The following is a 24,020-nucleotide window of genomic DNA, read 5'->3' on the forward strand; positions in this document are numbered from 1 at the left end:
ATCCCGGGCCTCTTGACGGTCAAGATCTACAAACCCATATCGCCGCTGAGCTTGGGCCGCTGTCGGCACCAAGCCGTTGCCTGAACTCAATTGTTCGTTCGATTGGAGGACGTTATGAACGATCGCATGTTCGACAGCCCTGTTTTCGTGAAGAGCGGAGACAGCCTCATCCAGGAAATCGCGTGCCTGGAAGATGCCCTGGAATTTCTCTACGCGTGGCCCAAGAACAGGCGCGGAGCCATCTTTGAAACGGCCCTTCGTGCCTGCCAGCGGGCATTCGACAGCGGCTATCCGCTGACTGCCGCCAGAGATGCCTTTAGCGGTTTCGCAAGGTCGGTCAAAATTCTCGAGGACGTGAGTATCCCCTTGCCATGGATGACCGGCAAAGGCGGCCGCGGCGGCGGACTGACTGCTTGAAAGTTTCGCGGCTATGGGAGTTCGCGATGCTTTCCAAACCTTTCGAGAAACCCCTTCGCGTTTGGGTAGGACTGGGCTTTCCCCGGCAACTGAACACCGTCGTCGATGCCTATCAGTTCGCGACCGACTGGTGCGGCAATAGCCCGGAGCAGAAAGCGGCTATCCGTGCCTGCAAGGCGGCTTTGGTCGGCGACGTCGACGCGGAAACCGCGCGAGGCGTTTTCGCCGCATTCGCGCGCAAGAAGGATATCCTTGTCGAGGACGGACCAATCCCCCCCGCGATAGAAAAAGCTCGGCCGTCAGATCACCGATGACGATCGGGGCGCGCCCCGCGACCGCTGTCGGGGCGCCTCACCGCGTGCGGCGTGTCATCCGGTCCGCCCCTTGGCACTGGATCGTAGCCTCGAATGAACGCCCACCAGTCGCGGGAATGGTGGGCGTTCAAACAGTTGACGATGAAGGGACTCAAATATCCGTCAAACCGTCCCCCAACCACCAACGGCGGGCTAAGGTTTCACTGCTTGGACCAAAGCGGCGCTGCGTGCGACTTCAGTCCCAAGTGAGTGGCATGTTGCGGCCGCCCAGCCTGCCTTCCTGGTTTCCAGCAAGTGCCTCATGCCGCACCGTCGTGGAGGAACATCGGCTAAATGGAACCTCGATCCTGATTGTCTGTTCATTGGAAGGCGGGCCAACATGAACAGATCGTCGCTTCATCTTCTCAAAGGTACAGGGTATCTGATTTCCACAGTGAGCGTGGCACTGCTGGCGATCGTCAGCTGGGACAGTGCCTCGAAAAGTCCGTTGCTGGTTGCTTGTCTGCTCGGCGGAGCCGCTACCTCGGTTATCGGCATGTTCTGCCGCTGGCTGTCCTACGAAATCGAGAAACGGCAGGAAGAACGGCGGTAGCCCCCGAGCCTGGCGACGAGGTCGTGTCAGCCTGAGCGGCGCAAGACCCGCGTGACAAGCAGAGTGATCAGGCTGCCGAGGACAATCCATAGGACGATCCCACCGCCGGATGCCCGAGGCGCCGCCGCGCCGACACTTGCACCAGCGTCGGCCGGCATCGTCGTCCCGGGTTTGGCTACTTTTTCGATATAGTGCGGCGCAGCCCGGTCGGTTGCATTCGCAACGACCGGCGCGAGGTCGCGCCGGCTGCCGCGCCGTACCGAATAGGCCCGGGTAATCTCGGCGCCGAAAAGAAAAATCTGTGCCGAATAATAGACCCAGACCAGCACCACCATCAGTGCGCCCGCCGCTCCGTAAGACGTCGCTATAGCGCTGGTGCCGATGTACCAGCCGATCAGCGACTTGCCGATGGTGAAGAGCAGCGCCGTGACCGCAGCGCCGATGCCGACATCGCGCCATTTGAGCGTGCGGTCCGGCAGGACCTTGTAGATCGCGGCGAAGAGCAGCGCGATCAGCACAAAAGAGACGATCGTGTTGACGCCGCTGACGATCACGCCACCGAACGGCAGGCGTCGGTTGATCAATTCGCTCAGCGCCGAGATCGCCGTGCTTGCCGCGAGTGATACCAGCAGCAGGAAGCCAAGCGCCGCGACGAGACCGAGGCTCGCCGCCCTCGCCCGCACCAGGCGCGACAGCGACACGCCGTCGGGCTTCACCTTCCATATCTCGTTGAGCGACTGCTGCATTTCGCCGAAGACGCCCGAGGCGGTGACGAAAAGCGTGACCAGTCCGATGAGCGTGGCAAGCGTGCTTGACCAGCGCTGCGCCGCGCTCTCGATCGTTGCCTTCAGGAGGTCGGCACTTTGCGGCCCCATCACGCCCGATATCTCGGCCGAGAGCGCCAGTTGTGCGGCGTCATTGCCGATGACGAAGCCGGCAATCGCCACGACAATGAGGAGTATCGGCGCCAGCGAGGTCGTGGCATAGAAAGCGATTGCCGCTCCGTGGCTCAGGGCATTGTCGGCGATGTAGCCAGCGACACTCTCCCGCAAGAGCAGCCAGCCTTCACGAACCCAGCCCGGCATCGTCGCCTCATCTGTTTTGGACCTGCCCTTTGCCGCCAGGTCCGGCTGACGCGGTTCGCAAATCACAATCCCATGCCGGCACAATGGTTCCCAATGGGCGTGCACCGACGCCGGATCGCTAAAAACGGCCGCGTATTTGCAATCGGAAACAATGGATTTATATTTAGCTGACTAAGTGATTCATGGCGCGGTGAACCGATGGCCAAGAAGAAGCACAGACGGTCGGCTTGCACTGTTTCGGCAACTTCCGACGCCGAGATCCTCGAAGCGGCTTATTTTGCCCGCAAATGCGGCCTCACGCGTGAGGAGGCATTGCAGATGATACGCGAGGCCCACAACCTGCCGGCCGTCAGGGCGGCCGAAGGCGAGAAGCGCAAGCATTGAACCCTTGTTGTAGAAGACGGGCCTCATTGGCCGGTCTGCGGCGGAATTTCGCCCGGCTTGATCACCGGCATGTCGCTGCCTGTCGGGGGCGGTGGCGTCGCGTTCTTGTCGCCGGTCGGCGGCGGCTTCAGCACGCCGCCGCAATTGCCGAGTTTTTTCGACAGTTCATCCGTGTCGGCCTGCTGCTTTTGTTTCTGCTGCTGGTCGTTGGCGTCGGGCTTGGCCTGGCAGTTCTGCGCCTGCTGGTCGTTCGGCTGGGCGGCATTCTGGGCCACCGCCGGCAGAGCCTGGACCAGGGTGACGGCTGCAATGAGAAGCGCTTTTTTCATGAGATCCTCCTCATGGGTGTCAGTAACCCCCGATGATCGGCAGGATTTCGCCGGTGATGTAGCTCGAGCATTGCGGTGAGGCCAGGAACACATAGGCCGGCGCGATCTCTTCCGGCTGGGCGGGCCGCTTCATCGGCGTCTTGGCGCCGAACTGCGAAACGTCTTCCGCTTGTTTTTCGGATGGGTTGAGCGGCGTCCAGACCGGACCCGGCGCCACCGCATTGACGCGGATGCCCTTCGAGATGAGGTTGCCGGAGAGAGCGCGGGTAAAGGCATGAATGCCGCCCTTGGTCATCGAGTAGTCGACCAGTTCCTTCGAACCCTCGATGCCGGTGACCGAACCGGTGTTGATGACGGCCGAACCCGGCGTCATGTGCGGCACGGCTTCCTGAGCCATATGGAAATAGCCGTAGAGATTGGTCTTCAGCGTGGTGTCGAAATGCTCCTCGGTCAGATCGGCGAAATCGGCCGAGTGGATTTGAAAGGCGGCATTGTTGACCAGCACGTCGAGCTTGCCGAAAGCCTTGAGCGTTTCCGCCACCGCCTTGCGGCAGAAGGCGCGTTCGGCGACGTCGCCGCGCAAGGTGATGCAACGCCTGCCCTCCGCCTCGATCGCATGCTTCGTCGCCTCGGCATCGCGGTCCTCGCTGAGATAGGCGATGGCGACATCGGCACCCTCGCGTGCGAACAGCACGGCCACAGCGCGGCCGATGCCGGAATCGCCGCCGGTGATCAGCGCGACCTTGTCCTTGAGCTTGCCCGACCCTTGCCAGAAGGGCGCATCATAAAGCGGCGCGGGCTCGATCGCCCATTCCTCGCCGGGCTTGGGATGATGCTGCCTGGGGAAAGGCGGCGTGGGGTATTTGCGCGCGCCGGCCTGCATGGCGCCCGGCGCTTCCGGCTTCGGCTTGCCGCGGTCCGTGGCATCGACTTTGCGCTGCACGCCGCGCTGCCTATTCGCCGTCGTCGCCGTGTCTGTCTTCTTGGCGGTCGCTGATTTTCTGGCCGTGTCGGTTTTCGTTCGGCTGCCGGTCGGCATGGTGGTCTCCTTTCGGAGGACAACGCATGCCGACGGAAAAGGTTGGCCCTTGGATCGCCGCACCTCGCCGAGATGCCTGCGCGTACATCAAAGTTAAATGCGGCCGCCCGGCCGCGGTGCTATCGCTTGGTCACTGGGGGACTCTTTAGGAGGAGTCCACATGGACGTTCGAACTCTCATCGGCAGTCTCTCGGCCGCAATGCTGCGCCGGCGCGCGGCAGCGCCGCCAGTCCCCGTCAGGGTGATCCGCGCTTCGCTGGCCGAGGTGCCGCTCAGGCCGCGCCCACGTCCGCCGCACCGCCCGGCGCCACCGGCCCGGCCCGCGAGCAATATGTAGCCTCGGATTTGCAGCCTCGGACCAGCCGGCCGGATGCAACCGACTGCCGAAGTCATCGTTTATGGCCATCCGCAATTTTTACGGTGAAACATGAAATCCATGCGTACGAACAGCCCGCTTTTCATTCTCGCCGCCGCCATGATCACGGCCGCGCCCTTTGCCGGTCTTGCCTGGCGCACGCGCGAATGGCTCGGATGGTGAAAGACATATGAGCCGTTTCCTGCCCCTCACCATACGCTTCGTCAGCGGTGGTACGATGGTGGTCACCACCGTCGCCGAGGCCAAGAAGGCGCTCGGAGGCGCATGGAAGAACAAGGATGCGCCAGCCTATCTCAAAGCGGTCCGGCTGGTGGACGACGCGATCGCCGGCACCTGCCGTCCAGCCATCGCCTTTGCCGCCTTCAAGAAGGTCGCCGCGCAGCAGGGCCTGCTGAGGCCTGCCCAGCCGAGTGCCGCCCTTACGATGCTGGATGAGCTGTGGTCGCGATCCAAGACCCCGCGCAGCTAAAGCGCGTCTTTCAGATTCGCTCCATGCGCTTTAGCGTCTTGATTTTACGCATGTCTTTATCCCGAAACCGGTTCCCACTTTCGGGAGACATGCTTTAGATGCCTATCTCGGCTCGCGCGTCATGCTGAGATAGGTTGGATCGAATTCGGCGATCGCAACCAGCCGCTCCCAGTCGAGGATCGTGATCATATGGTTCGTCCAGTTGACCACGTTCATGCGGCGCAGCGTGCCGATGACCCGGTTCATATGGACGACGGAGAGGCCGAGCACGTCGGCGAGCTCGGCCTGCGACAGCGGCAGATGGAAGCTCATCTCGCGCGTCTTTTTCACCACCTGCAGCCTGACGAACAGCTCGCATATCAAATGCGCGAGATGAGAGGTCTTGGAACGGCGTCCCATGGCCACGATCCATTCGCGATGGATGGCGCCATCGACCAGCGTGTTCAGCCACAACAGCCGGGTAAGGTGCGGCGCCTGCTCGGTAATCGTCTTGAGCTTGCTATGCTCCGCTGCGGCGACATGGCAGGGAGACAGCGCGACGATGCCATGGTCCATCGTCTTCAGCAAAAACGCATGAAGGTCGACGAAATCGCCCGCGACCTGCAGCGAGGTGAACTGGCGGCCGCCGTGCTCCAACACCTTGTAGCGGGCGGCAAACCCGTCGATGATGAGCGTGCTGTAGATCGGCCGCGTGCCTTCCGTGACGATATGCTCGCCGGCGGCGAGGTATCTTTCGAGCGACATGGCGCCGGCGAGCAGCGCCTTCTCTTCTTCTGACAGGACGTCATGCTGGCCGAGGTTGAGGTAAAGCGATTCCAGCATCCGCGGTTCTCCATGCGCAACAGCTAACGCCGCAGGGCCGGGCCGGTTGCAGGCGGCCGCGCAGCAAGGGCCGGCGCGCCGCGGATTCTCCTGAGGATCAACCGCTTGGAACCATGATCGGGGCCAGGGATTGAACTTGCCAAACGCCCGGAGTGCTTCATCGATGGAACGCTACTATTTCGACCTCCATAATGCCGAGCATGGCCAGGTTGACGAGCACGGGCAGCTTTTTGCCAACCGCGAGCGTGCCCGTCTTGAGGCGTTGCGCATCCTGCACGACATTGCCCGCGACGAGGCGCCCGGGACCGAACAGTTGAAGATCACCGTGAAGCTGCGCACCGCGAAGGAGCAGATATTCGAGGCGTCGCTGACGCTGGACTCGGCCTGGAAGTGAGGCCTTTGCCCTCAGCATCGCATCCCGCCGGAGGCAAGCATGTTCGTCGATTTTGAAACATTGGAAATAGACACCGGCGAGGCGCGTATCTTCGCCCGCCATGGCGGCAGCGGGCCCGGCCTGCTCCTGCTGCACGGCTTTCCCGAAACGCATGCGATGTGGCGCGACGTGGCGCCCAGCCTGGCGCGGGATTTCAGCGTCGTCTGTGCCGATCTGCGCGGTTATGGGCAAAGCTCCTGCCCGCCATCGGCCGCCGACCATGCGCCCTACGGCAAGCGCGCCATGGCCGCCGACATGGCGGCGCTCATGGAGGACCTCGGCTTCCGACGTTTCCTGGTCGCCGGCCATGATCGCGGCGGGCGCGTCGCCTACCGGCTGGCGCTCGATTATCCGGACCATGTCGAGAAGCTCGCCGTGCTCGACATCGTCCCGACCGCCGAGGTCTGGGACCGGGCCGATGCCAGGCTGGCGCTAGGCTTTTGGCCGTGGTCGCTGCTGGCGCAGCCCGAGCCGCTGCCGGAGACGATATTGGCGGCGACGGCCGAAGCAATCGTCGACAATGCGCTTTCCGGCTGGGGATCCGCAGCCGACGCGTTCCCGCCCGGCGTGCGGCAGGCTTATGTCGATGCGTTGCGCGATCCGGCGCATATCCACGCCATCTGCGAAGAGTATCGCGCGGCGGCTTCGCTCGACCGGCTGCACGACCATGCGGACCGCGAGGCCGGCCGGCGTATATCCTGCCCCGTGCTGGCGCTGTGGAGCGAGCATGGCGCGCTGGCCGAATGGTATCGGGACGAAGACGGACCGCTGGGCATATGGCGGAACTGGGCCGACGATGCCAGCGGCGGGGCGATGACCGGCGGCCACTTCTTTCCGGAGGAATCGCCGATCGAAACGGCGGCCACGCTCGACGCCTTCTTTTCCGGAAGATAGAGACTCTCCGGCAGATGGCGCCGGCCGGCCAAGCGGCCGGTCGGCCTGGCTCACATCAGCATCAGCCAGAGCAACGGCAGGGCCGCCAGGCCGATCGCCATTGCGATGAGCGCGGCATGGCCGAGACGCTCGGCGCGCCTGGCAATGTCGGCGACCTCGTTCTCGTCGTTGATGATGTCGAGGAACGAAAGATCGGCAAGGGTGGTACGCTGGTTGTCGTTGGCAGGCAGGCTTTCGGCATCCTGCCGAGCGGGCTTTGCAGAGATATAGGTCAAAACGTCGTCTCGCTCCGAAGTCGGCTGCGCGGCCTTCTGTTTATGGATAACGGTGCCCGCCGGAATTGCGCGGGGCTGACCGGCGGGCACCATGATAGCCGGCGATGGAGGGGGCTTTCTCGTCGGCCGCTCACCAATTCGCAAAAAGAGATTTGGTTGCACAGGCCAGCCCAATGCGCTGGCCGGATCGGACTTCAGTCTGACGAGTCACAAAATGTTTCGATCGGAACATCGGTTGCGGGCGCCTGTTCCCCTTACTCAGGGATGTTGGACGCATCCTTGAATTCACCCTCAAGAAAAATCCGAACCAACGGAGAATTCGACATGGCCAATCAAGGCGGAACCCACGAACAGCACGTCAAGGCCGGCCAGCAGAGTCACAAGAACCGCGAAGGCCAGCATCGCGGCAGCGGGCAGCAGCAGGCCGAGGACCGCGACATGGGCCAGCGGAGCGCCGGCCAGCATCGAGGTGGCAGCGGCAACTTCGCCGAAGACCGCCGGCGCGCCTCCGAGGCTGGTCGCAAGGGCGGTCAGCACTGAGTTTCAAAATGGCGTTCGCAAAACGCGGGCGCCATTTTGGTGTCCCGCGACTTCCAGATGTCCCGCGACTTCCAGCCGGGATGGAACCTCTTTCCCGTCCTCCAGTTCCCTTAAGGGCCGGCCGCCTCAAGCGAAGCCGTCGCCGCAGGACGTTACATGGAGGCACCGATGTCCTTGCGTACACTTCATCCCGAACGCGTCGATGAGACCCGGGTACAGGCGTATTCGACCTTCGGTCCGTTGCTGATCCATTCGCTGGCGCAGAAACTGGCGCACTACCAAGGCATGCGCGAACTGGACAAGCTCGAACAATCGCTGGTGCGGCTGGTCGAGGAGACCGACGTCGCCGCGCCGCACGGCGAGGAGATGAAGGAATTCGCCGTCGAACTCGTCGTGTCGACGCTGCGCAATGTGCGCGAGCATCCCGACGCCAAGCAAGATTTGGAAGAGATCGACGGACGCCGCGCCGAAGGGCGTTCGGAGGACCCGGATACGCTGGAGGAGCAGTTGCAGTCCGGCCTTGAGGATTCCTTTCCGGCAAGCGATCCGCCGGCCGTGGTCTCGACCGCGATCACCGGCGGCTCGAAGGACATCGTCGGCACCGACGAGGTGCTGCGCCGCAAGAAGCAAGCACGGCGCAGGCAAACAGCGAACTGATACGGCGGAAATCGAAGGAGGCCTGCGATGACCCAGGCGAACGACAATATACCGAACCGGCCGGGCGCCGCCGATGCGCCGGCGACCGGCAATCTGCCGACCAAAGGCGGCGACGATCCCGATGTGCGCTTCCTGGCGGAGCACACCGATCTTTCGCCGAAGCAGGCGCGGGAGTTGATCCGCGAGCACGGGCACGACCGCGACAAGCTGCTCGAGATCGCACGGACCATGAAGGCGGAGGGCTGACCCTCCCCACAGATCGAAAGCGAGGCAGACCATGAGCAAGGAACCACATCCGGGACGGCCCGGAACAACCGAGCAGTGGCCGCGCTGGGAGGGTCCGAAGGGCAACCGCCCGCCGGGCTATCTGAAGCCTAAGGACGATCCCGACACGAACCGCGACGCGGCCGGCGAGAACAACGAGGATCCGGAACGGTCCGATCTCGGCGACGTCGCCAAGAAGAAAGGTTCCTGAGGGCGATTTCACTCAGCGCAACAAGGAGCAAGCAAATGCCACGTGGCGATAAATCGAAATACACCGACAAGCAGGAACGCAAGGCCGACCATATCGCCGAAGGCTACGAGAAGCGCGGCGTGTCCGAAAAGGAAGCCGAGCGGCGCGCCTGGGCGACCGTCAACAAGGACGACGCCGGGGGCAAGAAGGAAGGCGGCTCCGGCCGCGGCAAGCACACCGGCAATCCGGCCGCGCACAAGGGCGGCAGGACGGGTGGCAAGGCGTCGGGCGAGCGATCCGCGGCCGCGCGCTCCGCTTCCGCGAAGAAGGCAGCGGCCACGCGCAAGCGCAACGCTGAGCACCACGCCCATCATTGAGGAACTTCCCCTTCTCCCCTTGTGGGAGAAGGTGGATCGGCGCGCAGCGCCGAGACGGATGAGGGGTGTTCCAGCGGAGCGAGACGCCGGCTTTCCCTGGAACACCCCTCATCCGGCCGTTTCGCGGCCACCGCCCGGCCCTTCGCAGGCTCAGGGCGTTCGAAGCTCGAAAAGCCAAGCAATTGGCTTTCCATCCGCTCACGCGGACCGCTTCTCACCCCACAAGGGGAGAAGGAGAATGCCCCCTACAGCGGCATCTCCGAGGTCTGCTTGATCGTCTGGCTTGGCACATCCGTCTTGACGTTCTGCACGCCCTTGATGCGGCTCAGATGCTCCGACTGGAAGCGGCGGTAGTCGTCGATGCCGGCCGCCACGATCCGCACCATCGCGTCGCAGTCGCCCAGCATCAGATAGCACTCCATCACTTCGGGGAATTTCGCCACCTCGGCGGCGAAATGCTCGATCGTGTCCTCGTCCTGCTGCTTCAGCCAGATGCGGGTGAAGAAGGTCTGGCCGCGGCCGATCTTGGCCGGGTTGAGAACCGCGACGTAGCGGTCGATGACGCCGGCCTCCTCCAGCAACTTGACGCGCCGCAGGCAAGGCGACGGCGAGAGGCCGACTTCCTTGGCCAGATCGTTATTGGCCATGCGCCCGTCGCGCTGCAAGGCGCGCAGGATGCGCCTGTCGATCTCATCCAGCTTCATAGTGCCAGAGTCCAATCTTTTGCTCTAATTCGCCATTCAATGCTAAATTTTGGCAGAAACGGGGCATCTTCGCAACCCGATTGCGAGGCAATTCGGCTATAGTGCCCCACCGATAGCAACCCACAACCGAGCGGGAGAACGGCGGCCGCGAGGCCAGCCGAAAGCAAAGCCATGAGCGTTTCCGAGATCGCCCTCGCCGAGGGTCAAAGCACCGATGGACGCGGCGGCGAGTTCCGGCGCGGGCTCGCCGCTTCGACGCCGGTGCTGCTCGGCATCATCCCTTACGCGCTGGTGCTCGGCGCGCAGGCCGCGCAGAAGGGCCTGAGCGTGGCCGAGGTGCCGCTGATGACCGGCCTCAATTTCGCCGGTGGCTCCGAGTTCGCCGCGATCCAGCTCTGGACTTCGCCGCCGCATATCCTGTTGATCGCCGCCATCACCTTTCTGGTCAACAGCCGGCATTTCCTGATGGGCGCCGCACTTGCGCCGTTCATCAACCATCTGCCGAAGCGGCAGGTTTTTCCGGCGCTGTTCCTGATGTGCGACGAGAGCTGGGCCGTAGGCCTTGCGGATGCGCGGCGGCGCGCCGACGCCGGCATGCGGCCGGCCTTCAGCCCGGCCTTTTATTTGGGCGCCGCCCTGCCCTTCTACCTCGCCTGGGTGGCGTTCACGACCTGCGGCGCGGCACTCGGTCCGGTGCTCGGCGACGTCGAGACATACGGTTTTGCCTTGGCTTTCCCGGCTGTGTTCCTGGTGTTGCTTCGGGGCATGTGGACGGGCTTTGCCGCGGCGCGGCCCTGGCTGGTCAGCCTGGTGGTGGCGGCGCTCACCTCTCTCGTCATGCCCGGCGCCTGGTATGTGGCGGCCGGTGCGCTGTCCGGCCTGGTGGCCGCGTGGTTCCCGGCAGGTGAGAGATGATCGATCCGATGACCGTGCTCGCCATCCTGGCGATGGCCGGCGTGACGTATCTCACCCGCATCGGCGGCTATGTGGTGCTGAGGAACCGCGCGCTCGGCCCACGCGCCACGGCGGTGATGGAAGCCGCGCCCGGCTGCGTGCTGATCTCGGTGATCGCGCCGGATTTCGTCTCGAAGAATCCGGCCGATCTGGCGGCGCTTGTAATCACGGTGATTGCCGCGACACGGCTGTCGATGCTGCCGACAGTGGTGATCGGGGTGGCTTCGGCGGGCGTGCTGAGGTGGCTGATGGGTGGCTGATCTCCCCCGAGGAGGAGATAGCTTAGCCGGCCCGCATCCCCCACGCGCCGCCCGTCGCCCTTGCCACGATCGCTTCCAGCGGCTCGGGCCGGTGCAGGAAATAGCCCTGGCCATAGGCAACGCCCATGCCCATGAGGATTTCCAGCGCGTTCTTTTCCTCGATCTTCTCTGCCACCACGGCAGCGCCCATCGAGCGGGCGATGCCGGTGATCGCCGAAACGATCTCGCGGTCGAACCGGCTTTCGGCGATGTGCTCGACGAAGGAGCCGTCGATCTTGATGGCATCGACGGGAAAGCGCCTGAGATATTCGAACGAGCTCATGCCGGCGCCGAAATCGTCGAGGCTGACGCGGCAGCGGCGTTGCCTGGCCTTGCGCACGAACTCGGCCGCGGCATCGAAATTGGTGACGGCGGCGGTTTCTGTGATCTCGAAGCCGATCGCCGATGCCGGCGCGCCGCTGTCGGCGATCGCCTCGTCGACGAACTCCCAGAGCTGCGGATCGGAAAGCGTCTGCGCCGACAGGTTGAAGTCGAGCGAGATGGCGCCCGCGCGCATCGCCTCGCCGTGGCGCGTCAGCGCGGCGCGGATGATCCAGCGGTCGAGCCGGGCGGCAAGGCCGAAGCGTTCGGCGACCGGCATGAAACCGCAGGGCGGGATCATGTTGCCGCTGCGGCCCTCGAGCCTGGCCAGCACCTCGACGTGGCGGCTGTCCTCCCATGACTGCCCGAGCCGGTGGATCTCCTGGCCGAACAGCTTCAGCCGGCCATCCTCCATCGCATCGACCAGGTCTGCGGCAAGCCGCGCGGCGTTGAGGCCGCCGGCGCCCGACGCCGTTTCCGGCGAGAACACCGCGAAGCGGCCACGGCCGCCGGCCTTGGCGGCGTAGCAGGCATCGTCGGCGCAGGCGAGCGCGTCGGCCACGCTCATGGTGGGGTCGCGCACGAAGGCGATGCCGATGCTGGCGGCAAGCCTGCGCGAGGTGGCGGCAGAGCCGGGATCGGCGTCGTGCACCGCGGCAAGCACCGCGCGGGCAAGGCGCTCGGCGCAGGCGTCATTGCAGTTCGGCACCAACAGCGCGAATTCGTCGCCGCCGAGGCGCGCCGCCTGCCCCGACGCGGGCAGGCTGGCGAGGATGCCCGCCGCGACGCTCTTCAGCGCGAGGTCTCCGGCGGCATGGCCGGCATAGTCGTTGAGCGCCTTGAAGTAGTCGAGGTCGACATAGAACACGGCAAGCGGCAGCCGCCCGGCCATGGCGATGTTCTCGGCAAGCAGCCGGTCGAAGGCCGAACGGTTGAGCAACCCGGTCAGCGCGTCGTGACGCGCGGCGAATGCAAGCTCCTCGGCGCGCGTCTTCTCCTCGGTGATGTCGCGCACCGTGCCCAAAATCTGGCCGGCCGAGCCGACGCCGGCAATGAAACGCACCAGCGACTCGAGATGGCGGACCTGGCCGTCACGCAGGACTATCCGGTATTGCGAGGCGACGACGCTGTTCGAGCCGGGGGCGATCAGATGCGCTCGCTCGGTAGCTTCCTTGTCGTCGGGATGAAGGTAGGTGTGCCAGAGGTCGGCCGTCACCTCATCGGTATCGGCAACCAGGCCGAAGATCTCGCGCGTGCGCGCGTCCCAATAGCTCTTCTTCGTACCGATATCGTGATGCCAGATGCCGGTGCCGCTGGCGGCAATCGCGAGGCGGAAGCGGATATTGACCTGCTCGAGCGCCGCCTCGGCCTCTTTCTGCCGGGTGATGTCGGTCTGCACGCCCATCATCCTGAGCGGCTTGCCGCTGGCGTCCTGCTCGACAATGCCGCCGCGGTCGAGCACCCAGACCCAGTGGCCGTCCTTGTGGCGCAAGCGCAGCTCCGTCTCGATGGAATCGACGAGGCCCGCAATATGCCGGTCGCCGCTTTCCTGCGCGCGCTGGCGATCGTCGGGATGGGTCAGCTTCAGCCAGAGATCGGGCGTGTTGGCGAGCTCGTTCGCCTCGTAGCCCAACATCTTCGACCAGGTCGGCGAATAGTAGCAATCGCCGGTCGACAAATTCCAGTCCCATAGACCGAGATGAGCGCGATCAAGCGCCAGCGCCCAGAACTTACCGTTGCGTTTATCGTCGTCCGCCATTCTTTGTTCTTGCCATCCCGTCCCGGCAATATTGCATGGAAGCAGAGAAAAAAGGGTTACCGGGAGTGGTTCAGTTAACCTCCTCCCAGGAGGGGGGGATGGCCGGCAGGCCAGAGGGGGCGTGAAGGATCGCGACGTTGATTTTGTTGGGGTGGAGCTGGTCGCTAACCGGCTTGGCTGTGACTGCAAAAATTGAAACGCCGGCGGGACAGCACCCCCGTCTGCGCTCGACCGCCGCCGCCAATCGCCTAGCCCACCGCCAACCTTCGCCTCACCACCGCCGCATGGAACCGTGCGCCGTGCAGCAGGGCCATGTCGTCGAAATCATAGGACGGGTTGTGCAGCGGTGCCGTATCGCCATTGCCCATGAAGACGAAGCAGCCAGGCACATGGTCGAGGAAGCGGGCGAAATCCTCCGAGGCGGTCATGGGCTCAGCCGCGATGCGAACGGCATCGTCGGCCGCGACGCGAACAGCGTCGTCGGCCAGCACGGACCGGGCCGCCGCAAGCGCCTCGTCGACCAATGCCGCATCGTTGATCAACGGCACGAACTCGCGGGTGTAAGCGACTTCAGCCGCAACGTTATAGGCCTGGGCCGTGCCGTCGGCGATGCGGCGCATCTCCTTTTCGATCGCGGCGCTCACCTCGGGCCGGAAACTGCGGCAGTCGCCGAGGATGCGCGCCGTGCCGGGCAGCGCATTGCGGGTGCCGTCGGCAATGAGCTCGGTCACCGAGACGACGCCGATATCGGCGGGGCTCAGGCGCCGCGAGACGATGGTCTGGAGGTTGACGACCAGCGCGCAGGCGGCGACCAGGGTCTCCTGGCCGGCATGCGGCCGCGCCGCGTGGCCGCCCAGGCCCTTGAGCACGATCTCGAAATTGTCCTCGGCCGACATGACCGAACCGCTCCGGGTCTCGAAATGACCGATGGGCAGACCGGGCATGTTGTGCAGCCCAAAGACCTCCTCGAAGGGGAAGCGCTCGAGCAGGCCGTCGCCCAGCATAGCCAGCGCGCCCCTGCCCCATTCCTCGGCCGGCTGGAAGATGAAGCGCACCGTGCCGTCGAAGCCGCCCTCACCGGCAAGCAATTTCGCCGCGCCGAGCAGCATCGAGGTATGGCCGTCATGGCCGCAGGCATGCATGGTGCCCGGCATTTGCGAGCGCCAGGCTTGCCTGCCCTGCTCCGCGATGTGCAGCGCATCCATGTCGGCGCGCAACGCGATGGCACGGTTGCCGCTGCCTCGGGTCAGCGTGCCGACGACGCCGGTGCCGCCGACGCCTTCGGCGACCTCCAGGCCGAACTCCCGCAATTTCGCGGCGATAAAAGCGGCGGTGCGCTGTTCCTCGAAGCCGAATTCGGGATGGGCGTGGAGATCGCGTCGCCACGCCGTCATCTCGCTGTGCAGTGCCTGCTGGTCGAGCTCAGCCATCGTTGCCCTCAAGTCTCTTTTCTTGACGCAATTCTGGACGGAAGGCTACGTCGAAGTCGCCGAGTCAACCGCTGCGCGCTTTTCCCGGAATTGCTCTCAGGCAGTCTGCAGGAACACCTCTGCCGGCGCCATCCCGACCAGCTCGGCAAAGCGGCCGTGGTCGGTGGCGCCCTCCGAGTTGACGACGAGCACGCGGGAGCCGGCATCGAGGCCTAACGCCGCGCGCATCTGCCCGTCGCCCGCAGCGCGGACCAGTCCGGCAAGCCCGACGCCGCCGCTCTCGCCGGAGACGATCGCCGGATCGTTGTCCAAGGGCCGCGCCAGCCGCTTCATCACGGCGACCGCGTCCTCTTCTTCCACTGTCATGAAGGCATCGCCGACGCGCGCCAGCACGCGCCAGGCGACCAAGGACGGCTCGGCGCATTCGAGCATCGTCATCACGGTCGGCTGCTGCTGGGCGATCGTCACCGGACGTCCGGCCTCAGCCGAAGCGTAGAGGCACGCCGAGCGCCGCGGCTCGACCACCACCGCTTTCGGCCGCCTGGAGCCAAGTATGACCGCCATATGGCAGGCAATTGCCGCCGCGAAGCCGCCGACGCCGGCCTGCAGGAAAATATGCGTCGGTGGCTCGGCCAGGCGCCGCAGCGTCTCGCGCACGATCACAGTGTAGCCCTGCATGACCAGTCCGGGGACGCGCTCATAGCCGAGCCAGGACGTGTTGGAGACGATCTTCCAGCCGCGCTCGGCACCGACGCGGGCGACCTCGCGCACCGTATGGTCATAGCCGCCCTCGACCCGCACGATCTCGGCGCCGAGGCGGGCGATGGCCGCGACGCGCTCGGCGCTGACGCCGGCATGGACGAAGATCACCGAACGCGCACCGACAAGCCCGGCGCCCTGCGCCACGGATCGGCCATGGTTGCCGTCGGTGGCGCAGACAAAGATCATGCTCGACGCGATCCCGCGCACTCTCGGCTCGTTGATCTCCGAGACATCGACATCGCGACCGAGGCGCTTGCCGGCCTCTTCCAGCACCAGCCGCATGACGGCATAGGCGCCGCCCAGCGCCTTGAAGCTGCCAAGGCCGAGACGCTGGCCTTCATCCTTGACATGAAGTGCCGCGACGCCGAGGTGATCGGCCAGCGCCGGCAAGGCGTGCAGCGGCGTTTCGGCATGATCGTCGCGCGCCTTGAGGTAACGCTCGGCCCGCTCGCCCCCCGCGATGCCGAGCGACTCGGCATCGGCGGCAACCAACGGCTGGTTGTGTTCTGGACGTTGGTTGAGAAGCAGCATGCTAGTCTTCCTGCGAGGCACTGAGCTCTGTCGGCGGGCGCGATTCGGGCGCGATTTTGGATGTTTTAATTGGCTAAGTGATTGAAGTTTGTTTCGATTGGATGTCGCCGGATGTTCGCTTCTGGACGACCAGATAGAGCCAACATGACTATTTTTGGTGGTATTTCATCCCCAGCGGCACCCCTATCTGGTTCCTCCCGCGATCAGCCGCCCGCCAGCCGGGCGGCGACGCTAAGCAGGATGTTGGCGCCGGCGACCAGCTCGTCGGGAGCGGTGAACTCGGCGGGGTTGTGGCTAATGCCGCCCCGGCTCGGCACGAAGATCATCGCGGACGGCGCGATGCGGGCGATCATCTGCGCGTCGTGGCCGGCGCCCGAGGTCATGCGCCGGCACGAAAGGCCGGCGGCCCTGGCGCCATCCTCGATCAGCGCGACGATGCGGGCATCGAAGGTCACCGGCTCGAAACGCGCCAGGCTTTCGGCATGGACGGTAACGCCGGCGCTTGCAGCCAATTTGTCGAGGAAGGCGGCAAGCGCCGCCTCCTCTTTGCGAAGGTGCGTTTCCTCGGGATCGCGCAGGTCGATCGTGAAGGTCGCCCGCGACGGGATGACGTTGATGGCGTTCGGCTCGAACGCGATGGTGCCGACGGTGGCGACAGTGCGCGTCGACGAGGCGCTGGCCCGGTCCGCCAAGAAGCCGATCACGCGGGCGGCGGCGACGCCTGCGTCCTTTCGCATCGACATCGGCGTGGTGCCGGCATGGTTGGCCTCGCCGTTAATGGTAACGCGCTGCCAGGAAATGCCCTGCAGGTTTTCGACCGCGCCGATGGCGATGCCCTCGCGCTCGAGCACCGGCCCCTGCTCGACATGCAGCTCGACATAGGCATGCGGCTTGAGGAAGCGGGGCTGATGCCGACCGGCATAGCCGATGCGCTCCAGCTCCTTGCCCAGCACCGTGCCGTCGGTGCCGACCGAGGCCAGCGCTTCCTCGAGGTTCCGACCGCCGGCAAAGACCAGCGAGCCCATCATGTCGGGCGAGAAGCGCACGCCCTCCTCGTTGGTGAAGGCGGCAACCACGATCGGGCGCGCCGGCGCGAAGCCGGCCTCCCTCAGGCACTCGATCGCTTCGAGGCCGGCAAGCACGCCATAGCAGCCGTCATAGATGCCGGCGTCGATCACCGTGTCGATATGCGAGCCGAGCATGACCGGCTGCTGGCCGCTATTGGCATCGTCGCGCCAGATGCCGAAAATGTTGCCGATGCGGTCGACGGCGACCTCGAGCCCTGCCTCTTCCAGCCAGCCGACGAGGCGGTCGCGGCCGAGCCGGTCCATCTCGGAGGCGGCGACGCGGACCAGCCGCCCCTGCGCATCGCGGCCGATACTGCCGAGCTCCTGGATACGGCCGAGAAGCCGGTCGGCGTTGATCGTCAGATTGCTCATGCCGGCAGCCTCGCTTGCGCGACTTCTTCCGGCGCCATTCCGACCAGCTCGGCATAGCGGCCGGGATCGGTCGCGCCTTCGGAATTGATGATCAGCACGCGGGAATTCCCATCGAGACCGAGCGCCGCGCGCATCTTGTTGTCGCCGGCAGCGCGGATCAGCCCGGCGAGCCCTGCCCCGCCGCTCTCGCCCGAGACGATCGCCGGATCGTTGCCGGCAGGTCTCGCCAGACGGTTCATCACCGCGACGGCATCTTCCTCGTCCACGGTCATGAAAGCATCGCCGACCCGTGACAGCACGCGCCAGGCGACCAGAGACGGCTCGTAGCATTCGAGCATCGCCATCACCGTGGGCTTGCTGTGCGCGATCGTGACCGGACGTCCGGCCTTGGCCGTCTCATAGACGCAGGCCGCCCGCGTGGGCTCGACCACGATGGCCTTCGGGCGATCCTCGCCAAGCATGATGGCGAGATGGCCGGCGACCGCCGCGGCGAAGCCGCCGACGCCGGCTTGAAGGAAGACGTGGGTGGGCGGCTGCGGCAAGCGCCTCAGCGTCTCGCGCACGATCACCGTGTAGCCCTGCATCACAAGCCCGGGTATGCGCTCATAACCCGGCCAGGACGTGTCGGAGACGACGGTCCAGCCGCGCTCGGCGGCGACGCGGGCGGCTTCCCTGACCGACTGGTCGTAATCGCCGGCGACGCGCACTATTTCGGCGCCGAAGCGGGCAATGGCCGCCACGCGCTCGTTGCTGACACCCGAATGAACGAAGATGACGGAGCGCGCGCCGACAAGGCCGGCGCCCTGCGCCACCGAGCGCCCATGATTGCCGTCGGTTGCGCATGCGAAGGTCATCTGCGCGGCGACCGCCTTCACCTCAGGCTTGTGCAGGTCCGCGACATCCACGGCGCGGCAGAGCCGGCTACCGGCCTCCTCCAGCACCAGATGCATGACGGCATAGGCGCCGCCGAGCGCCTTGAAACTGCCGAGGCCGAGGCGCTTGCCCTCGTCCTTGACATGCAGCGCGTCGATGCCGAGCTCGGCCGCCAACGCCGGCAGGGCGTGCAGCGGCGTCTCGGCATGATTGTCGCGCGCGGCAAGGAAGCGTTCCGCTTCATCGGCCCCGGCGAGCCCAAGCGTCGCTGCGTCCTCCTCGCTCAGCGGCTGGCGATGGTCCGGGTGGCGGTTGAGCAGCAACATGGGTTTCTCCGTCTTGATGATCGAAATTTATTGCAGGCTAGGCGAGAAAGACGCTCTGTTTTGGCGCCTGAATTGCAAGTTTGTTTCGTTTGGAGCGCTGCCATGTCCATTTCGCCCGAACTCGACGCCTTCGACCGCGCCATCCTCGCCATCCTGCAGAAGGACAACGCCACGCCGCAGCGCACGATCGGCGAGAAGGTCAACCTGTCGGCGCCGGCCGTGCAGCGGCGCATCAAGCGCATGGAGGAGACCGGCGTCATCCGCGCCAATGTGGCGCTGGTCGATCCGGCCAAGGTCGGCCACCCGATCACGATCTTCGTCGAGGTGGAGGTGGAGAGCGAACGCGCCGAGCTCATCGACGCCGCCAAGCGCGGTTTTGCCCAAGTGCCCGAAGTGCAGCAATGCTACTACGTCACCGGCGAGGCCGATTTCATCCTGGTCGTCACGGTGGCGACGATGGCCGATTACGAGGCGCTGACTAGGCGGCTGTTCTTCGAGAACAACAATGTCAAAAGGTTTCGCACGTTTGTCGCCATGGACCGGGTGAAGGTGGAGATGGAAGTGCCGGTCGGGTGAGGCGTCGAAGCTGCCGACCTCCCCAACGGGGGGAGATCGGCTGTCGTCCTGGCTTTCGCCAATCTCCAGCCTTTACTGGGTCGGCGACGCGGCGTGTTCGCACGACACTTTCGGGTTCATGTCGGCGAAGGTGCCGGTCGGGTTGCCTTTCCAGGCCCAGACATGCAGTTCGTAGAACTCGCCCAGGCCGTAGCGGTTGGGCGCGCTGTTGAAGTTGAACAGCTGGCCGTCGAGCGACGCGGGCCCCTTCGAGGTGATGTATTCGACCGCCACCAGCTTCAGCGTGCCGTCGGCCATCGGCTCGTACATGACCGCTTCCGGACGGGCGATATCGATCTTGTCGTCCTTCAGATACTGGCCGTTGACATAGTGGATGCCCATGGCGCCGCCGGTGATACCGCTGGCGCAAGGAATGGACGCATAGCCCTCCGCCGTGGCAGCCTTGACGTCAAGAAACCGGCTGTTGGCCGCTCGCACCTTGTCGGCCAGCGGGTTGGCGCCGGACACCGATGCAGCCGCGTCCTGATGCGCCTGGGCGAAGGTCGTACAGGCCGTCAGCGCAGCCGCTGCCACGAGCAGCCTGTTACAAAAGTTTGGTGTCATGTTCATTCCGTTCTTCCTGAAAAGCACGGCTGGCCGGCCGCCGAAAATACGGCGGCGCGACAGGCAAGCGCCGTGGCTGTTTGTGCTTGATGATCCCGGTTTGGATGCGGCGGCTGCCGATCATCCCTTCGGCAGGTACGAAATCGTTCCGGCCAGATCGGTGTTGTCGATCAGCTGAAAGCGGCTGTCGCTGCCGCCCTGGCGGGCCGACACGAAGGGGGCGTAGGCCGGATCATTGGTGAAGGCGTGCGCCGCCGCTTCCGATGGAAAGGCCATCAGCGCGATCAGTGTCGTGTCGAGCGGCTTGCCCTCGAGCGTCCTCACATTGCCGCTGCGCGCCAGATATCTGCCGCCGTGCTTGTGAACGAGGTCGTGCACGGTCGCGGCGTAGTCCGGTATCCATTTCGGATCTTTCACTTTGATGTCCGCGATAAGGTAAGCGGTCATGGTCATTCTCCTGGTTGCTGCGCACAGGGATATCCCGTGCGTCGGCCAAACGGCTCGCACGGCAAGGCTCGCGCCAACCAGTCCTGGATCTGTACCGGCCCGGTACAGTTTCTGTACTCGCCGCTTCATTCATGAAGGTCTAATGTCCGGTCGACTTTTGAGGAGGCGCCGATCATGGCCCAGCACGGTTACAAGCAGTTCTGCCCGCTATCGATGGCCGCCGAGGTGCTGTGCACCCGCTGGACGATGGTGTTGATGCGCGAGCTGGTGGCGGGCTCGACCCGCTTCAACGACCTGCGCCGCGGCGTGCCGAAAATGTCGCCGACCCTTCTGTCGCAACGGCTGAAGGAGCTGGAGCTGGCGGGGGTCGTGGAGCGCCGGGAAGTCCCCGGCGAGAAGGGTATCTTCGACTATCGGCTGACCGAGGCGGGACTCGATTTGCGCCCTGTTGTCGAGGCGATGGGCTTCTGGGGACAGAAATGGGTCGAGTCCCGGCTGTCGTTGAAGAACCTCGATCCGTCGCTGCTGATGTGGGATATGCGGCGCAATCTGAACCCCTTGCCGCTGCCCGAGGGAAGAACGGTGATACAATTTCTGTATCAGGATCTGCCGGCCTCGAAACGCTCGTGGTGGCTGATCGTCGAGAAGCATGGCGAGGTCGATTTGTGCTGGTACGATCCGGGTTTCGAGGTGGACCTCTACGTCTCGACCGATCTCCACACGATGACCGCAATCTGGATGGGCGTGCTGACTGTCGAGAAGGCCGGCGTGAAGGTCGTCCTGACCGGCGACAAGGCCATTGGCAGGAAGATGCAAACCTGGCTCGGGCTCAGCCCGTTCGCGGTCGAACCCAAGCGGGCGGCATAGCCGGGCACCACCTTGCTGTCGCACGTTTGTGGCGATGGACCGGGAAGGCGGGCCGGAAGTGCCGGCGGGCGCACCTCGCTCAACATGACCCCTTCGAGCCATTTCGTATCATCGAATGATACTTTGCGCTTGATCTTGAAGACGCATCATGAGAAGATACGTTTCGGGGGAAGTGGATGATACGTTCGTTCAGAGACAGCACCACTGAGGCGGTTTCGACAGGCAAAGCTCCGAAAGGATTCCCGGCAGATCTCGTTCGTGTCGCTCAACGGAAACTGTTCATGTTGGACAACGCTGCCGAACTGGCCGATCTCAAGGTCCCACCGGGAAACCGGCTTGAAGCGCTGAAGGGCGATCGCGCCGGTCAATACTCGATCCGTATCAACGACCAATTTCGCGTTTGCTTTCGGTGGACGGATGGTGGAGCGGACGATGTAGAGATCACCGACTATCATTAGCTGAACCAACCAGCTCTATCCGACAGGAGCGGAACCAAATGATCGACCTCGACAAGCCTATTCATCCCGGCGAGATATTGAGGGCCGAGTTCCTCGAGCCACTCGACCTGAAGCCCTACACCGTGGCGAAGAAGCTTCACGTCCCACGTACGCGTATCGAACGCCTTGCCAACGAGACCACCCCTGTTACGCCAGACACCGCTTTGCGCCTCGCAAAGTTCTTTGGGACGACTCCGCAGTTCTGGATGAACATGCAGGCCAGCTATGACCTCGCCGTCGAGGGCACCTCCATACAGGAAGAACTCAAAGAGATTGAGCGGTTCGGGGCGGCCGCAGCTTAGGAGTTCTTGCCGCCCGCCCTCCACCCCAGCCACCGCGCATAGACCTCCCCGACAATCCCACGCCGGAATACCAGCACGCAGACCATGAAGATCAGCCCCGTGGCGATGGTCACAGGGAAGCCGGATGTCGCGAGTGTATTCTCCAGCCCGACGACAAGGCCCGCGCCCGCCACCGGGCCGACCATGGTGCCGATGCCGCCGAGCAGCGTCATCAGGATCACTTCGCCCGACATCTGCCAGGTGACGTCGGTGAGCGTGGCGAACTGGAAGACGATCGTCTTGGTCGCGCCGGCAAAGCCGGCAAGCGCGGCCGACATGACGAAGGCGGCGAGCTTGTAGCGGCCGACGGAATAGCCGAGCGAAATGGCGCGGTTCTCGTTCTCGCGGATGGAGCGCAGGATCATGCCGAAGGGCGAGTTGACGATGCGCCAGATGGCGAAGACGCCGATGAGGAAGACGGCGAGCACGAAGAAATACATGTTCATGGCGACGTTGAGGTCCACGACGCCGAACAGGTGGCCGCGAGGCACGCCCTGGATGCCGTCCTCGCCCTCGGTGAAGGGCGCCTGGACGCAGAAGAAATAGAACATCTGCGCCAGCGCCAGCGTGATCATCGAGAAATAGATGCCCTGCCGGCGGATGGCGAGGAAGCCCATGACGAGGCCCATGCCCGCGGCACCTGCGGTGCCGAGCAGGATGCCGGCCTCTGGCGGCCAGCCCCAGGCTTTCACCGCATAGGCGCAAAAATAGGCCGCGCCGCCGAAGAAGGCGGCATGGCCGAAGGAAAGCAGGCCGGTGTAGCCCAAGAGCAGGTTGAAGGCGCAGGCAAACAGCGCAAAGCACAGCATCTTCATGACGAAGATCGGATAGATGACGAAGGGCGCGGCGATCAGCGCCACGATGCCCAACACCACCAGCGCCCGTTCGAGCCTCACGGAGGCGGCGGCTCGTTCTGCGTGAAGGGTCGCCTCGCTCATCTCAGGCGTCCCTTCCGAACAGGCCGGCGGGCCTGAGCAAAAGCACGATCGCCATAATGACGAAGACGACGAGGTTCGAGGCCTCGGGATAGAAAACCTTGGTCAGGCCCTCGGCGAGGCCGAGCATGTAGCCGGTGACGATGGCGCCGAGGATCGAGCCCATGCCGCCGACCACGACAACGGCGAAGACGACGATGATCAGGTCCGAGCCCATCAGCGGGCTGACCTGGTAGACCGGAGCGGCGAGAATGCCGGCGAGCCCCGCAAGCGCCGCGCCCAGCCCGTAGGTGAGCGTGAGCAGAAGCGGCACGTTAACGCCGAAGGCCTGAACCAGTTCCGGGTTCTCGGTGGCCGCGCGCAGATAGGAGCCTAGCCTGGTCTTCTCGATCAGCAGCCAGGTGCCGATGCAGACGATGAGCGAAGCCGCCACCACCCAGCCGCGATAGTTGGGCAGGAACATGAAGCCGAGATTGGTGCCGCCGGCGAGCAGCGCGGGCACGGCGTATGGATTGCCGGAGACGCCGTAATAATAGCGGAACACGCCTTCGATGACCAAGGCAAGGCCAAAGGTGAAGAGCAGGCCATAGAGTGGGTCGAGGCGGTAGAGATGCGACAAAGCAAGGCGCTCGACCGCCATGCCGAACAGGCCGACGACAAGCGGCACCAGGACCAGCGCCGGCCAGTAGCCGATGCCCAAATGCACGAGCAGCAGATAGCCGATGAAAGCGCCCAGCATATAGAGCGCGCCATGGGCGAAGTTGATGATGCGTAAGAGGCCGAAGATGACGGCGAGGCCGAGGCTGAGCATGGCGTAGAACGAACCATTGATCAGGCCGACGAGGAGCTGACCGAGAAGCGCCTGGATGGGGATGCCGAAGATCATGGTCATGGCGCCA

General features: G+C 64.5%; 32 protein-coding genes and 1 pseudogene. 18 read left to right on the forward strand and 15 right to left on the reverse strand.

Features of this window, described 5'->3' with window-relative positions:
• Positions 1–114: 114 nt before the first annotated feature.
• The 3 genes from FJ425_RS21740 (at position 115) to FJ425_RS21750 (ending at position 1,323) form a co-directional block, all read left to right on the forward strand.
• Positions 115–417 carry a DUF982 domain-containing protein gene (locus FJ425_RS21740; protein ID WP_140543030.1) on the forward strand — a complete coding sequence of 101 codons (303 nt, stop codon included), beginning with the start codon at positions 115–117 and terminating at the stop codon, positions 415–417.
• A 26-nt stretch (positions 418–443) separates the two neighbouring features.
• Complete coding sequence (locus FJ425_RS21745) at positions 444–731, forward strand: DUF982 domain-containing protein (protein ID WP_140543077.1); 288 nt, start codon at positions 444–446, stop codon at positions 729–731.
• A 379-nt stretch (positions 732–1,110) separates the two neighbouring features.
• On the forward strand, positions 1,111–1,323 hold the full coding sequence (locus tag FJ425_RS21750; RefSeq protein ID WP_140725947.1) for a hypothetical protein: 213 nt from the start codon (positions 1,111–1,113) through the stop codon (positions 1,321–1,323).
• Positions 1,324–1,349: 26 nt separating this feature from the next.
• Here the strand turns inward: FJ425_RS21750 and FJ425_RS21755 are convergent, their stop codons facing one another.
• Positions 1,350–2,408 (reverse strand): YihY/virulence factor BrkB family protein, encoded by a 1,059-nt coding sequence (locus FJ425_RS21755; protein ID WP_140725950.1) that lies wholly within the window; start codon positions 2,406–2,408, stop codon positions 1,350–1,352.
• Positions 2,409–2,606: 198 nt separating this feature from the next.
• Here FJ425_RS21755 and FJ425_RS21760 point away from each other — a divergent pair, with 198 nt between their 5' ends.
• Positions 2,607–2,792, forward strand: coding sequence for a hypothetical protein (locus tag FJ425_RS21760; RefSeq protein ID WP_140725953.1), 186 nt, complete (start codon positions 2,607–2,609; stop codon positions 2,790–2,792).
• Between the two features lie 23 nt (positions 2,793–2,815).
• On the opposite strand, the gene FJ425_RS21765 is transcribed toward FJ425_RS21760, so the two are convergent.
• Both FJ425_RS21765 and FJ425_RS21770 read right to left on the reverse strand, forming a co-directional pair.
• The gene (locus tag FJ425_RS21765) at positions 2,816–3,121 is read right to left on the reverse strand and encodes a hypothetical protein (RefSeq protein ID WP_140725955.1); all 306 of its coding nucleotides are present in this window, start codon (positions 3,119–3,121) and stop codon (positions 2,816–2,818) included.
• A 19-nt stretch (positions 3,122–3,140) separates the two neighbouring features.
• Positions 3,141–4,160 carry an SDR family oxidoreductase gene (locus FJ425_RS21770; protein WP_140725958.1) on the reverse strand — a complete coding sequence of 340 codons (1,020 nt, stop codon included), beginning with the start codon at positions 4,158–4,160 and terminating at the stop codon, positions 3,141–3,143.
• Between the two features lie 545 nt (positions 4,161–4,705).
• On the opposite strand from FJ425_RS21770, the gene FJ425_RS21775 reads away from it, so the two are divergent.
• Positions 4,706–5,005, forward strand: a complete 300-nt coding sequence (locus FJ425_RS21775; RefSeq protein ID WP_140725961.1) for a DUF982 domain-containing protein — start codon at positions 4,706–4,708, stop codon at positions 5,003–5,005.
• A gap of 102 nt (positions 5,006–5,107) precedes the next feature.
• Here the strand turns inward: FJ425_RS21775 and FJ425_RS21780 are convergent, their stop codons facing one another.
• The gene (locus FJ425_RS21780; RefSeq protein WP_140631364.1) at positions 5,108–5,827 is read right to left on the reverse strand and encodes a Crp/Fnr family transcriptional regulator; all 720 of its coding nucleotides are present in this window, start codon (positions 5,825–5,827) and stop codon (positions 5,108–5,110) included.
• Between the two features lie 163 nt (positions 5,828–5,990).
• On the opposite strand from FJ425_RS21780, the gene FJ425_RS21785 reads away from it, so the two are divergent.
• The gene (locus tag FJ425_RS21785) at positions 5,991–6,221 is read left to right on the forward strand and encodes a hypothetical protein (RefSeq protein ID WP_140543038.1); all 231 of its coding nucleotides are present in this window, start codon (positions 5,991–5,993) and stop codon (positions 6,219–6,221) included.
• Between the two features lie 39 nt (positions 6,222–6,260).
• Complete coding sequence (locus tag FJ425_RS21790) at positions 6,261–7,154, forward strand: alpha/beta hydrolase (protein ID WP_140725964.1); 894 nt, start codon at positions 6,261–6,263, stop codon at positions 7,152–7,154.
• Positions 7,155–7,204: 50 nt separating this feature from the next.
• On the opposite strand, the gene FJ425_RS21795 is transcribed toward FJ425_RS21790, so the two are convergent.
• The gene (locus FJ425_RS21795) at positions 7,205–7,429 is read right to left on the reverse strand and encodes a hypothetical protein (RefSeq protein WP_140725967.1); all 225 of its coding nucleotides are present in this window, start codon (positions 7,427–7,429) and stop codon (positions 7,205–7,207) included.
• Between the two features lie 438 nt (positions 7,430–7,867).
• On the opposite strand from FJ425_RS21795, the gene FJ425_RS31630 reads away from it, so the two are divergent.
• The 5 genes and pseudogenes from FJ425_RS31630 to FJ425_RS21820 all read left to right on the forward strand — a co-directional run bounded on the left by FJ425_RS31630 (position 7,868) and on the right by FJ425_RS21820 (position 9,457).
• Entirely contained in the window at positions 7,868–7,969 is a 102-nt protein-coding gene (locus FJ425_RS31630; protein WP_140543078.1) for a KGG domain-containing protein, read from the forward strand.
• A gap of 459 nt (positions 7,970–8,428) precedes the next feature.
• Positions 8,429–8,626: pseudogene (locus FJ425_RS32115) on the forward strand (hypothetical protein); the annotation flags it as partial.
• A 27-nt stretch (positions 8,627–8,653) separates the two neighbouring features.
• Positions 8,654–8,872, forward strand: coding sequence for a hypothetical protein (locus FJ425_RS21810; protein WP_140631380.1), 219 nt, complete (start codon positions 8,654–8,656; stop codon positions 8,870–8,872).
• A gap of 31 nt (positions 8,873–8,903) precedes the next feature.
• Positions 8,904–9,101: a hypothetical protein gene (locus FJ425_RS21815; protein ID WP_140631383.1), complete on the forward strand. Its 198-nt coding sequence runs from the start codon at positions 8,904–8,906 to the stop codon at positions 9,099–9,101.
• Between the two features lie 35 nt (positions 9,102–9,136).
• Positions 9,137–9,457 carry a plasmid stabilization protein gene (locus FJ425_RS21820; protein ID WP_140631386.1) on the forward strand — a complete coding sequence of 107 codons (321 nt, stop codon included), beginning with the start codon at positions 9,137–9,139 and terminating at the stop codon, positions 9,455–9,457.
• Between the two features lie 245 nt (positions 9,458–9,702).
• On the opposite strand, the gene FJ425_RS21825 is transcribed toward FJ425_RS21820, so the two are convergent.
• A complete protein-coding gene (locus FJ425_RS21825; RefSeq protein ID WP_040981044.1) occupies positions 9,703–10,161 on the reverse strand; it encodes an Lrp/AsnC family transcriptional regulator in 459 nt (152 codons plus the stop codon).
• A 171-nt stretch (positions 10,162–10,332) separates the two neighbouring features.
• Between FJ425_RS21825 and FJ425_RS21830 the strand changes: the two genes are divergently transcribed.
• A complete protein-coding gene (locus FJ425_RS21830; protein WP_140631388.1) occupies positions 10,333–11,076 on the forward strand; it encodes an AzlC family ABC transporter permease in 744 nt (247 codons plus the stop codon).
• Entirely contained in the window at positions 11,073–11,375 is a 303-nt protein-coding gene (locus tag FJ425_RS21835) for an AzlD family protein (protein WP_140631392.1), read from the forward strand. The genes FJ425_RS21830 and FJ425_RS21835 overlap by 4 nt, the downstream gene beginning before the upstream one ends.
• A gap of 22 nt (positions 11,376–11,397) precedes the next feature.
• On the opposite strand, the gene FJ425_RS21840 is transcribed toward FJ425_RS21835, so the two are convergent.
• The 5 genes from FJ425_RS21840 to FJ425_RS21860 form a co-directional block, all read right to left on the reverse strand.
• Positions 11,398–13,494, reverse strand: coding sequence for an EAL domain-containing protein (locus tag FJ425_RS21840; RefSeq protein ID WP_140631397.1), 2,097 nt, complete (start codon positions 13,492–13,494; stop codon positions 11,398–11,400).
• 248 nt (positions 13,495–13,742) lie between these two features.
• Positions 13,743–14,924 carry a M20 aminoacylase family protein gene (locus FJ425_RS21845; RefSeq protein ID WP_140631401.1) on the reverse strand — a complete coding sequence of 394 codons (1,182 nt, stop codon included), beginning with the start codon at positions 14,922–14,924 and terminating at the stop codon, positions 13,743–13,745.
• Positions 14,925–15,020: 96 nt separating this feature from the next.
• Positions 15,021–16,217 (reverse strand): diaminopropionate ammonia-lyase, encoded by a 1,197-nt coding sequence (locus FJ425_RS21850; RefSeq protein ID WP_140631407.1) that lies wholly within the window; start codon positions 16,215–16,217, stop codon positions 15,021–15,023.
• 203 nt (positions 16,218–16,420) lie between these two features.
• Positions 16,421–17,656, reverse strand: a complete 1,236-nt coding sequence (locus FJ425_RS21855; RefSeq protein ID WP_140631410.1) for a Zn-dependent hydrolase — start codon at positions 17,654–17,656, stop codon at positions 16,421–16,423.
• Positions 17,653–18,855 (reverse strand): diaminopropionate ammonia-lyase, encoded by a 1,203-nt coding sequence (locus tag FJ425_RS21860; RefSeq protein WP_140631413.1) that lies wholly within the window; start codon positions 18,853–18,855, stop codon positions 17,653–17,655. The genes FJ425_RS21855 and FJ425_RS21860 overlap by 4 nt, the downstream gene beginning before the upstream one ends.
• Positions 18,856–18,957: 102 nt before the next feature.
• On the opposite strand from FJ425_RS21860, the gene FJ425_RS21865 reads away from it, so the two are divergent.
• Positions 18,958–19,431, forward strand: coding sequence for an Lrp/AsnC family transcriptional regulator (locus tag FJ425_RS21865; protein ID WP_140725970.1), 474 nt, complete (start codon positions 18,958–18,960; stop codon positions 19,429–19,431).
• A gap of 72 nt (positions 19,432–19,503) precedes the next feature.
• Here the strand turns inward: FJ425_RS21865 and FJ425_RS21870 are convergent, their stop codons facing one another.
• A complete protein-coding gene (locus FJ425_RS21870) occupies positions 19,504–20,040 on the reverse strand; it encodes a hypothetical protein (protein WP_140725973.1) in 537 nt (178 codons plus the stop codon).
• Positions 20,041–20,154: 114 nt separating this feature from the next.
• Complete coding sequence (locus tag FJ425_RS21875; RefSeq protein ID WP_140543052.1) at positions 20,155–20,481, reverse strand: DUF1330 domain-containing protein; 327 nt, start codon at positions 20,479–20,481, stop codon at positions 20,155–20,157.
• Positions 20,482–20,655: 174 nt separating this feature from the next.
• On the opposite strand from FJ425_RS21875, the gene FJ425_RS21880 reads away from it, so the two are divergent.
• From FJ425_RS21880 to FJ425_RS21890, 3 genes are all read left to right on the forward strand, one after another.
• Positions 20,656–21,348: a helix-turn-helix domain-containing protein gene (locus FJ425_RS21880; RefSeq protein ID WP_140631418.1), complete on the forward strand. Its 693-nt coding sequence runs from the start codon at positions 20,656–20,658 to the stop codon at positions 21,346–21,348.
• A gap of 176 nt (positions 21,349–21,524) precedes the next feature.
• On the forward strand, positions 21,525–21,806 hold the full coding sequence (locus tag FJ425_RS21885) for a type II toxin-antitoxin system RelE/ParE family toxin (RefSeq protein WP_140631420.1): 282 nt from the start codon (positions 21,525–21,527) through the stop codon (positions 21,804–21,806).
• Positions 21,807–21,844: 38 nt separating this feature from the next.
• Positions 21,845–22,147, forward strand: coding sequence for a HigA family addiction module antitoxin (locus FJ425_RS21890; RefSeq protein ID WP_140631423.1), 303 nt, complete (start codon positions 21,845–21,847; stop codon positions 22,145–22,147).
• Here FJ425_RS21890 and FJ425_RS21895 read toward each other — a convergent pair.
• Together FJ425_RS21895 and FJ425_RS21900 are read right to left on the reverse strand one after the other, a co-directional pair.
• On the reverse strand, positions 22,144–23,124 hold the full coding sequence (locus FJ425_RS21895) for a branched-chain amino acid ABC transporter permease (RefSeq protein WP_140631425.1): 981 nt from the start codon (positions 23,122–23,124) through the stop codon (positions 22,144–22,146). The genes FJ425_RS21890 and FJ425_RS21895 overlap by 4 nt on opposite strands.
• A gap of 1 nt (position 23,125) precedes the next feature.
• Positions 23,126–24,013 (reverse strand): branched-chain amino acid ABC transporter permease, encoded by an 888-nt coding sequence (locus FJ425_RS21900; RefSeq protein ID WP_140631428.1) that lies wholly within the window; start codon positions 24,011–24,013, stop codon positions 23,126–23,128.
• Positions 24,014–24,020: the final 7 nt, after the last annotated feature.

The sequence above is a fragment of the Mesorhizobium sp. B2-7-2 genome, assembly GCF_006440775.1.
Classification (GTDB): domain Bacteria; phylum Pseudomonadota; class Alphaproteobacteria; order Rhizobiales; family Rhizobiaceae; genus Mesorhizobium.

Excerpts from the sequence above, each read along its gene's own strand:
- FJ425_RS21740 (WP_140543030.1), top strand. The coding sequence starts at position 115 with ATGAACGATCGCATGTTCGACAGCCCTGTTTTCGTGAAGAGCGGAGAC.
- FJ425_RS21745 (WP_140543077.1), top strand. The coding sequence starts at position 444 with ATGCTTTCCAAACCTTTCGAGAAACCCCTTCGCGTTTGGGTAGGACTG.
- FJ425_RS21750 (WP_140725947.1), top strand. The coding sequence starts at position 1,111 with ATGAACAGATCGTCGCTTCATCTTCTCAAAGGTACAGGGTATCTGATT.
- FJ425_RS21755 (WP_140725950.1), bottom strand. The coding sequence starts at position 2,408 with ATGCCGGGCTGGGTTCGTGAAGGCTGGCTGCTCTTGCGGGAGAGTGTC.
- FJ425_RS21760 (WP_140725953.1), top strand. The coding sequence starts at position 2,607 with ATGGCCAAGAAGAAGCACAGACGGTCGGCTTGCACTGTTTCGGCAACT.
- FJ425_RS21765 (WP_140725955.1), bottom strand. The coding sequence starts at position 3,121 with ATGAAAAAAGCGCTTCTCATTGCAGCCGTCACCCTGGTCCAGGCTCTG.
- FJ425_RS21770 (WP_140725958.1), bottom strand. The coding sequence starts at position 4,160 with ATGCCGACCGGCAGCCGAACGAAAACCGACACGGCCAGAAAATCAGCG.
- FJ425_RS21775 (WP_140725961.1), top strand. The coding sequence starts at position 4,706 with ATGAGCCGTTTCCTGCCCCTCACCATACGCTTCGTCAGCGGTGGTACG.
- FJ425_RS21780 (WP_140631364.1), bottom strand. The coding sequence starts at position 5,827 with ATGCTGGAATCGCTTTACCTCAACCTCGGCCAGCATGACGTCCTGTCA.
- FJ425_RS21785 (WP_140543038.1), top strand. The coding sequence starts at position 5,991 with ATGGAACGCTACTATTTCGACCTCCATAATGCCGAGCATGGCCAGGTT.
- FJ425_RS21790 (WP_140725964.1), top strand. The coding sequence starts at position 6,261 with ATGTTCGTCGATTTTGAAACATTGGAAATAGACACCGGCGAGGCGCGT.
- FJ425_RS31630 (WP_140543078.1), top strand. The coding sequence starts at position 7,868 with ATGGGCCAGCGGAGCGCCGGCCAGCATCGAGGTGGCAGCGGCAACTTC.
- FJ425_RS21810 (WP_140631380.1), top strand. The coding sequence starts at position 8,654 with ATGACCCAGGCGAACGACAATATACCGAACCGGCCGGGCGCCGCCGAT.
- FJ425_RS21815 (WP_140631383.1), top strand. The coding sequence starts at position 8,904 with ATGAGCAAGGAACCACATCCGGGACGGCCCGGAACAACCGAGCAGTGG.
- FJ425_RS21820 (WP_140631386.1), top strand. The coding sequence starts at position 9,137 with ATGCCACGTGGCGATAAATCGAAATACACCGACAAGCAGGAACGCAAG.
- FJ425_RS21825 (WP_040981044.1), bottom strand. The coding sequence starts at position 10,161 with ATGAAGCTGGATGAGATCGACAGGCGCATCCTGCGCGCCTTGCAGCGC.
- FJ425_RS21830 (WP_140631388.1), top strand. The coding sequence starts at position 10,333 with ATGAGCGTTTCCGAGATCGCCCTCGCCGAGGGTCAAAGCACCGATGGA.
- FJ425_RS21835 (WP_140631392.1), top strand. The coding sequence starts at position 11,073 with ATGATCGATCCGATGACCGTGCTCGCCATCCTGGCGATGGCCGGCGTG.
- FJ425_RS21840 (WP_140631397.1), bottom strand. The coding sequence starts at position 13,494 with ATGGCGGACGACGATAAACGCAACGGTAAGTTCTGGGCGCTGGCGCTT.
- FJ425_RS21845 (WP_140631401.1), bottom strand. The coding sequence starts at position 14,924 with ATGGCTGAGCTCGACCAGCAGGCACTGCACAGCGAGATGACGGCGTGG.
- FJ425_RS21850 (WP_140631407.1), bottom strand. The coding sequence starts at position 16,217 with ATGCTGCTTCTCAACCAACGTCCAGAACACAACCAGCCGTTGGTTGCC.
- FJ425_RS21855 (WP_140631410.1), bottom strand. The coding sequence starts at position 17,656 with ATGAGCAATCTGACGATCAACGCCGACCGGCTTCTCGGCCGTATCCAG.
- FJ425_RS21860 (WP_140631413.1), bottom strand. The coding sequence starts at position 18,855 with ATGTTGCTGCTCAACCGCCACCCGGACCATCGCCAGCCGCTGAGCGAG.
- FJ425_RS21865 (WP_140725970.1), top strand. The coding sequence starts at position 18,958 with ATGTCCATTTCGCCCGAACTCGACGCCTTCGACCGCGCCATCCTCGCC.
- FJ425_RS21870 (WP_140725973.1), bottom strand. The coding sequence starts at position 20,040 with ATGAACATGACACCAAACTTTTGTAACAGGCTGCTCGTGGCAGCGGCT.
- FJ425_RS21875 (WP_140543052.1), bottom strand. The coding sequence starts at position 20,481 with ATGACCGCTTACCTTATCGCGGACATCAAAGTGAAAGATCCGAAATGG.
- FJ425_RS21880 (WP_140631418.1), top strand. The coding sequence starts at position 20,656 with ATGGCCCAGCACGGTTACAAGCAGTTCTGCCCGCTATCGATGGCCGCC.
- FJ425_RS21885 (WP_140631420.1), top strand. The coding sequence starts at position 21,525 with ATGATACGTTCGTTCAGAGACAGCACCACTGAGGCGGTTTCGACAGGC.
- FJ425_RS21890 (WP_140631423.1), top strand. The coding sequence starts at position 21,845 with ATGATCGACCTCGACAAGCCTATTCATCCCGGCGAGATATTGAGGGCC.
- FJ425_RS21895 (WP_140631425.1), bottom strand. The coding sequence starts at position 23,124 with ATGAGCGAGGCGACCCTTCACGCAGAACGAGCCGCCGCCTCCGTGAGG.
- FJ425_RS21900 (WP_140631428.1), bottom strand. The coding sequence starts at position 24,013 with ATGACCATGATCTTCGGCATCCCCATCCAGGCGCTTCTCGGTCAGCTC.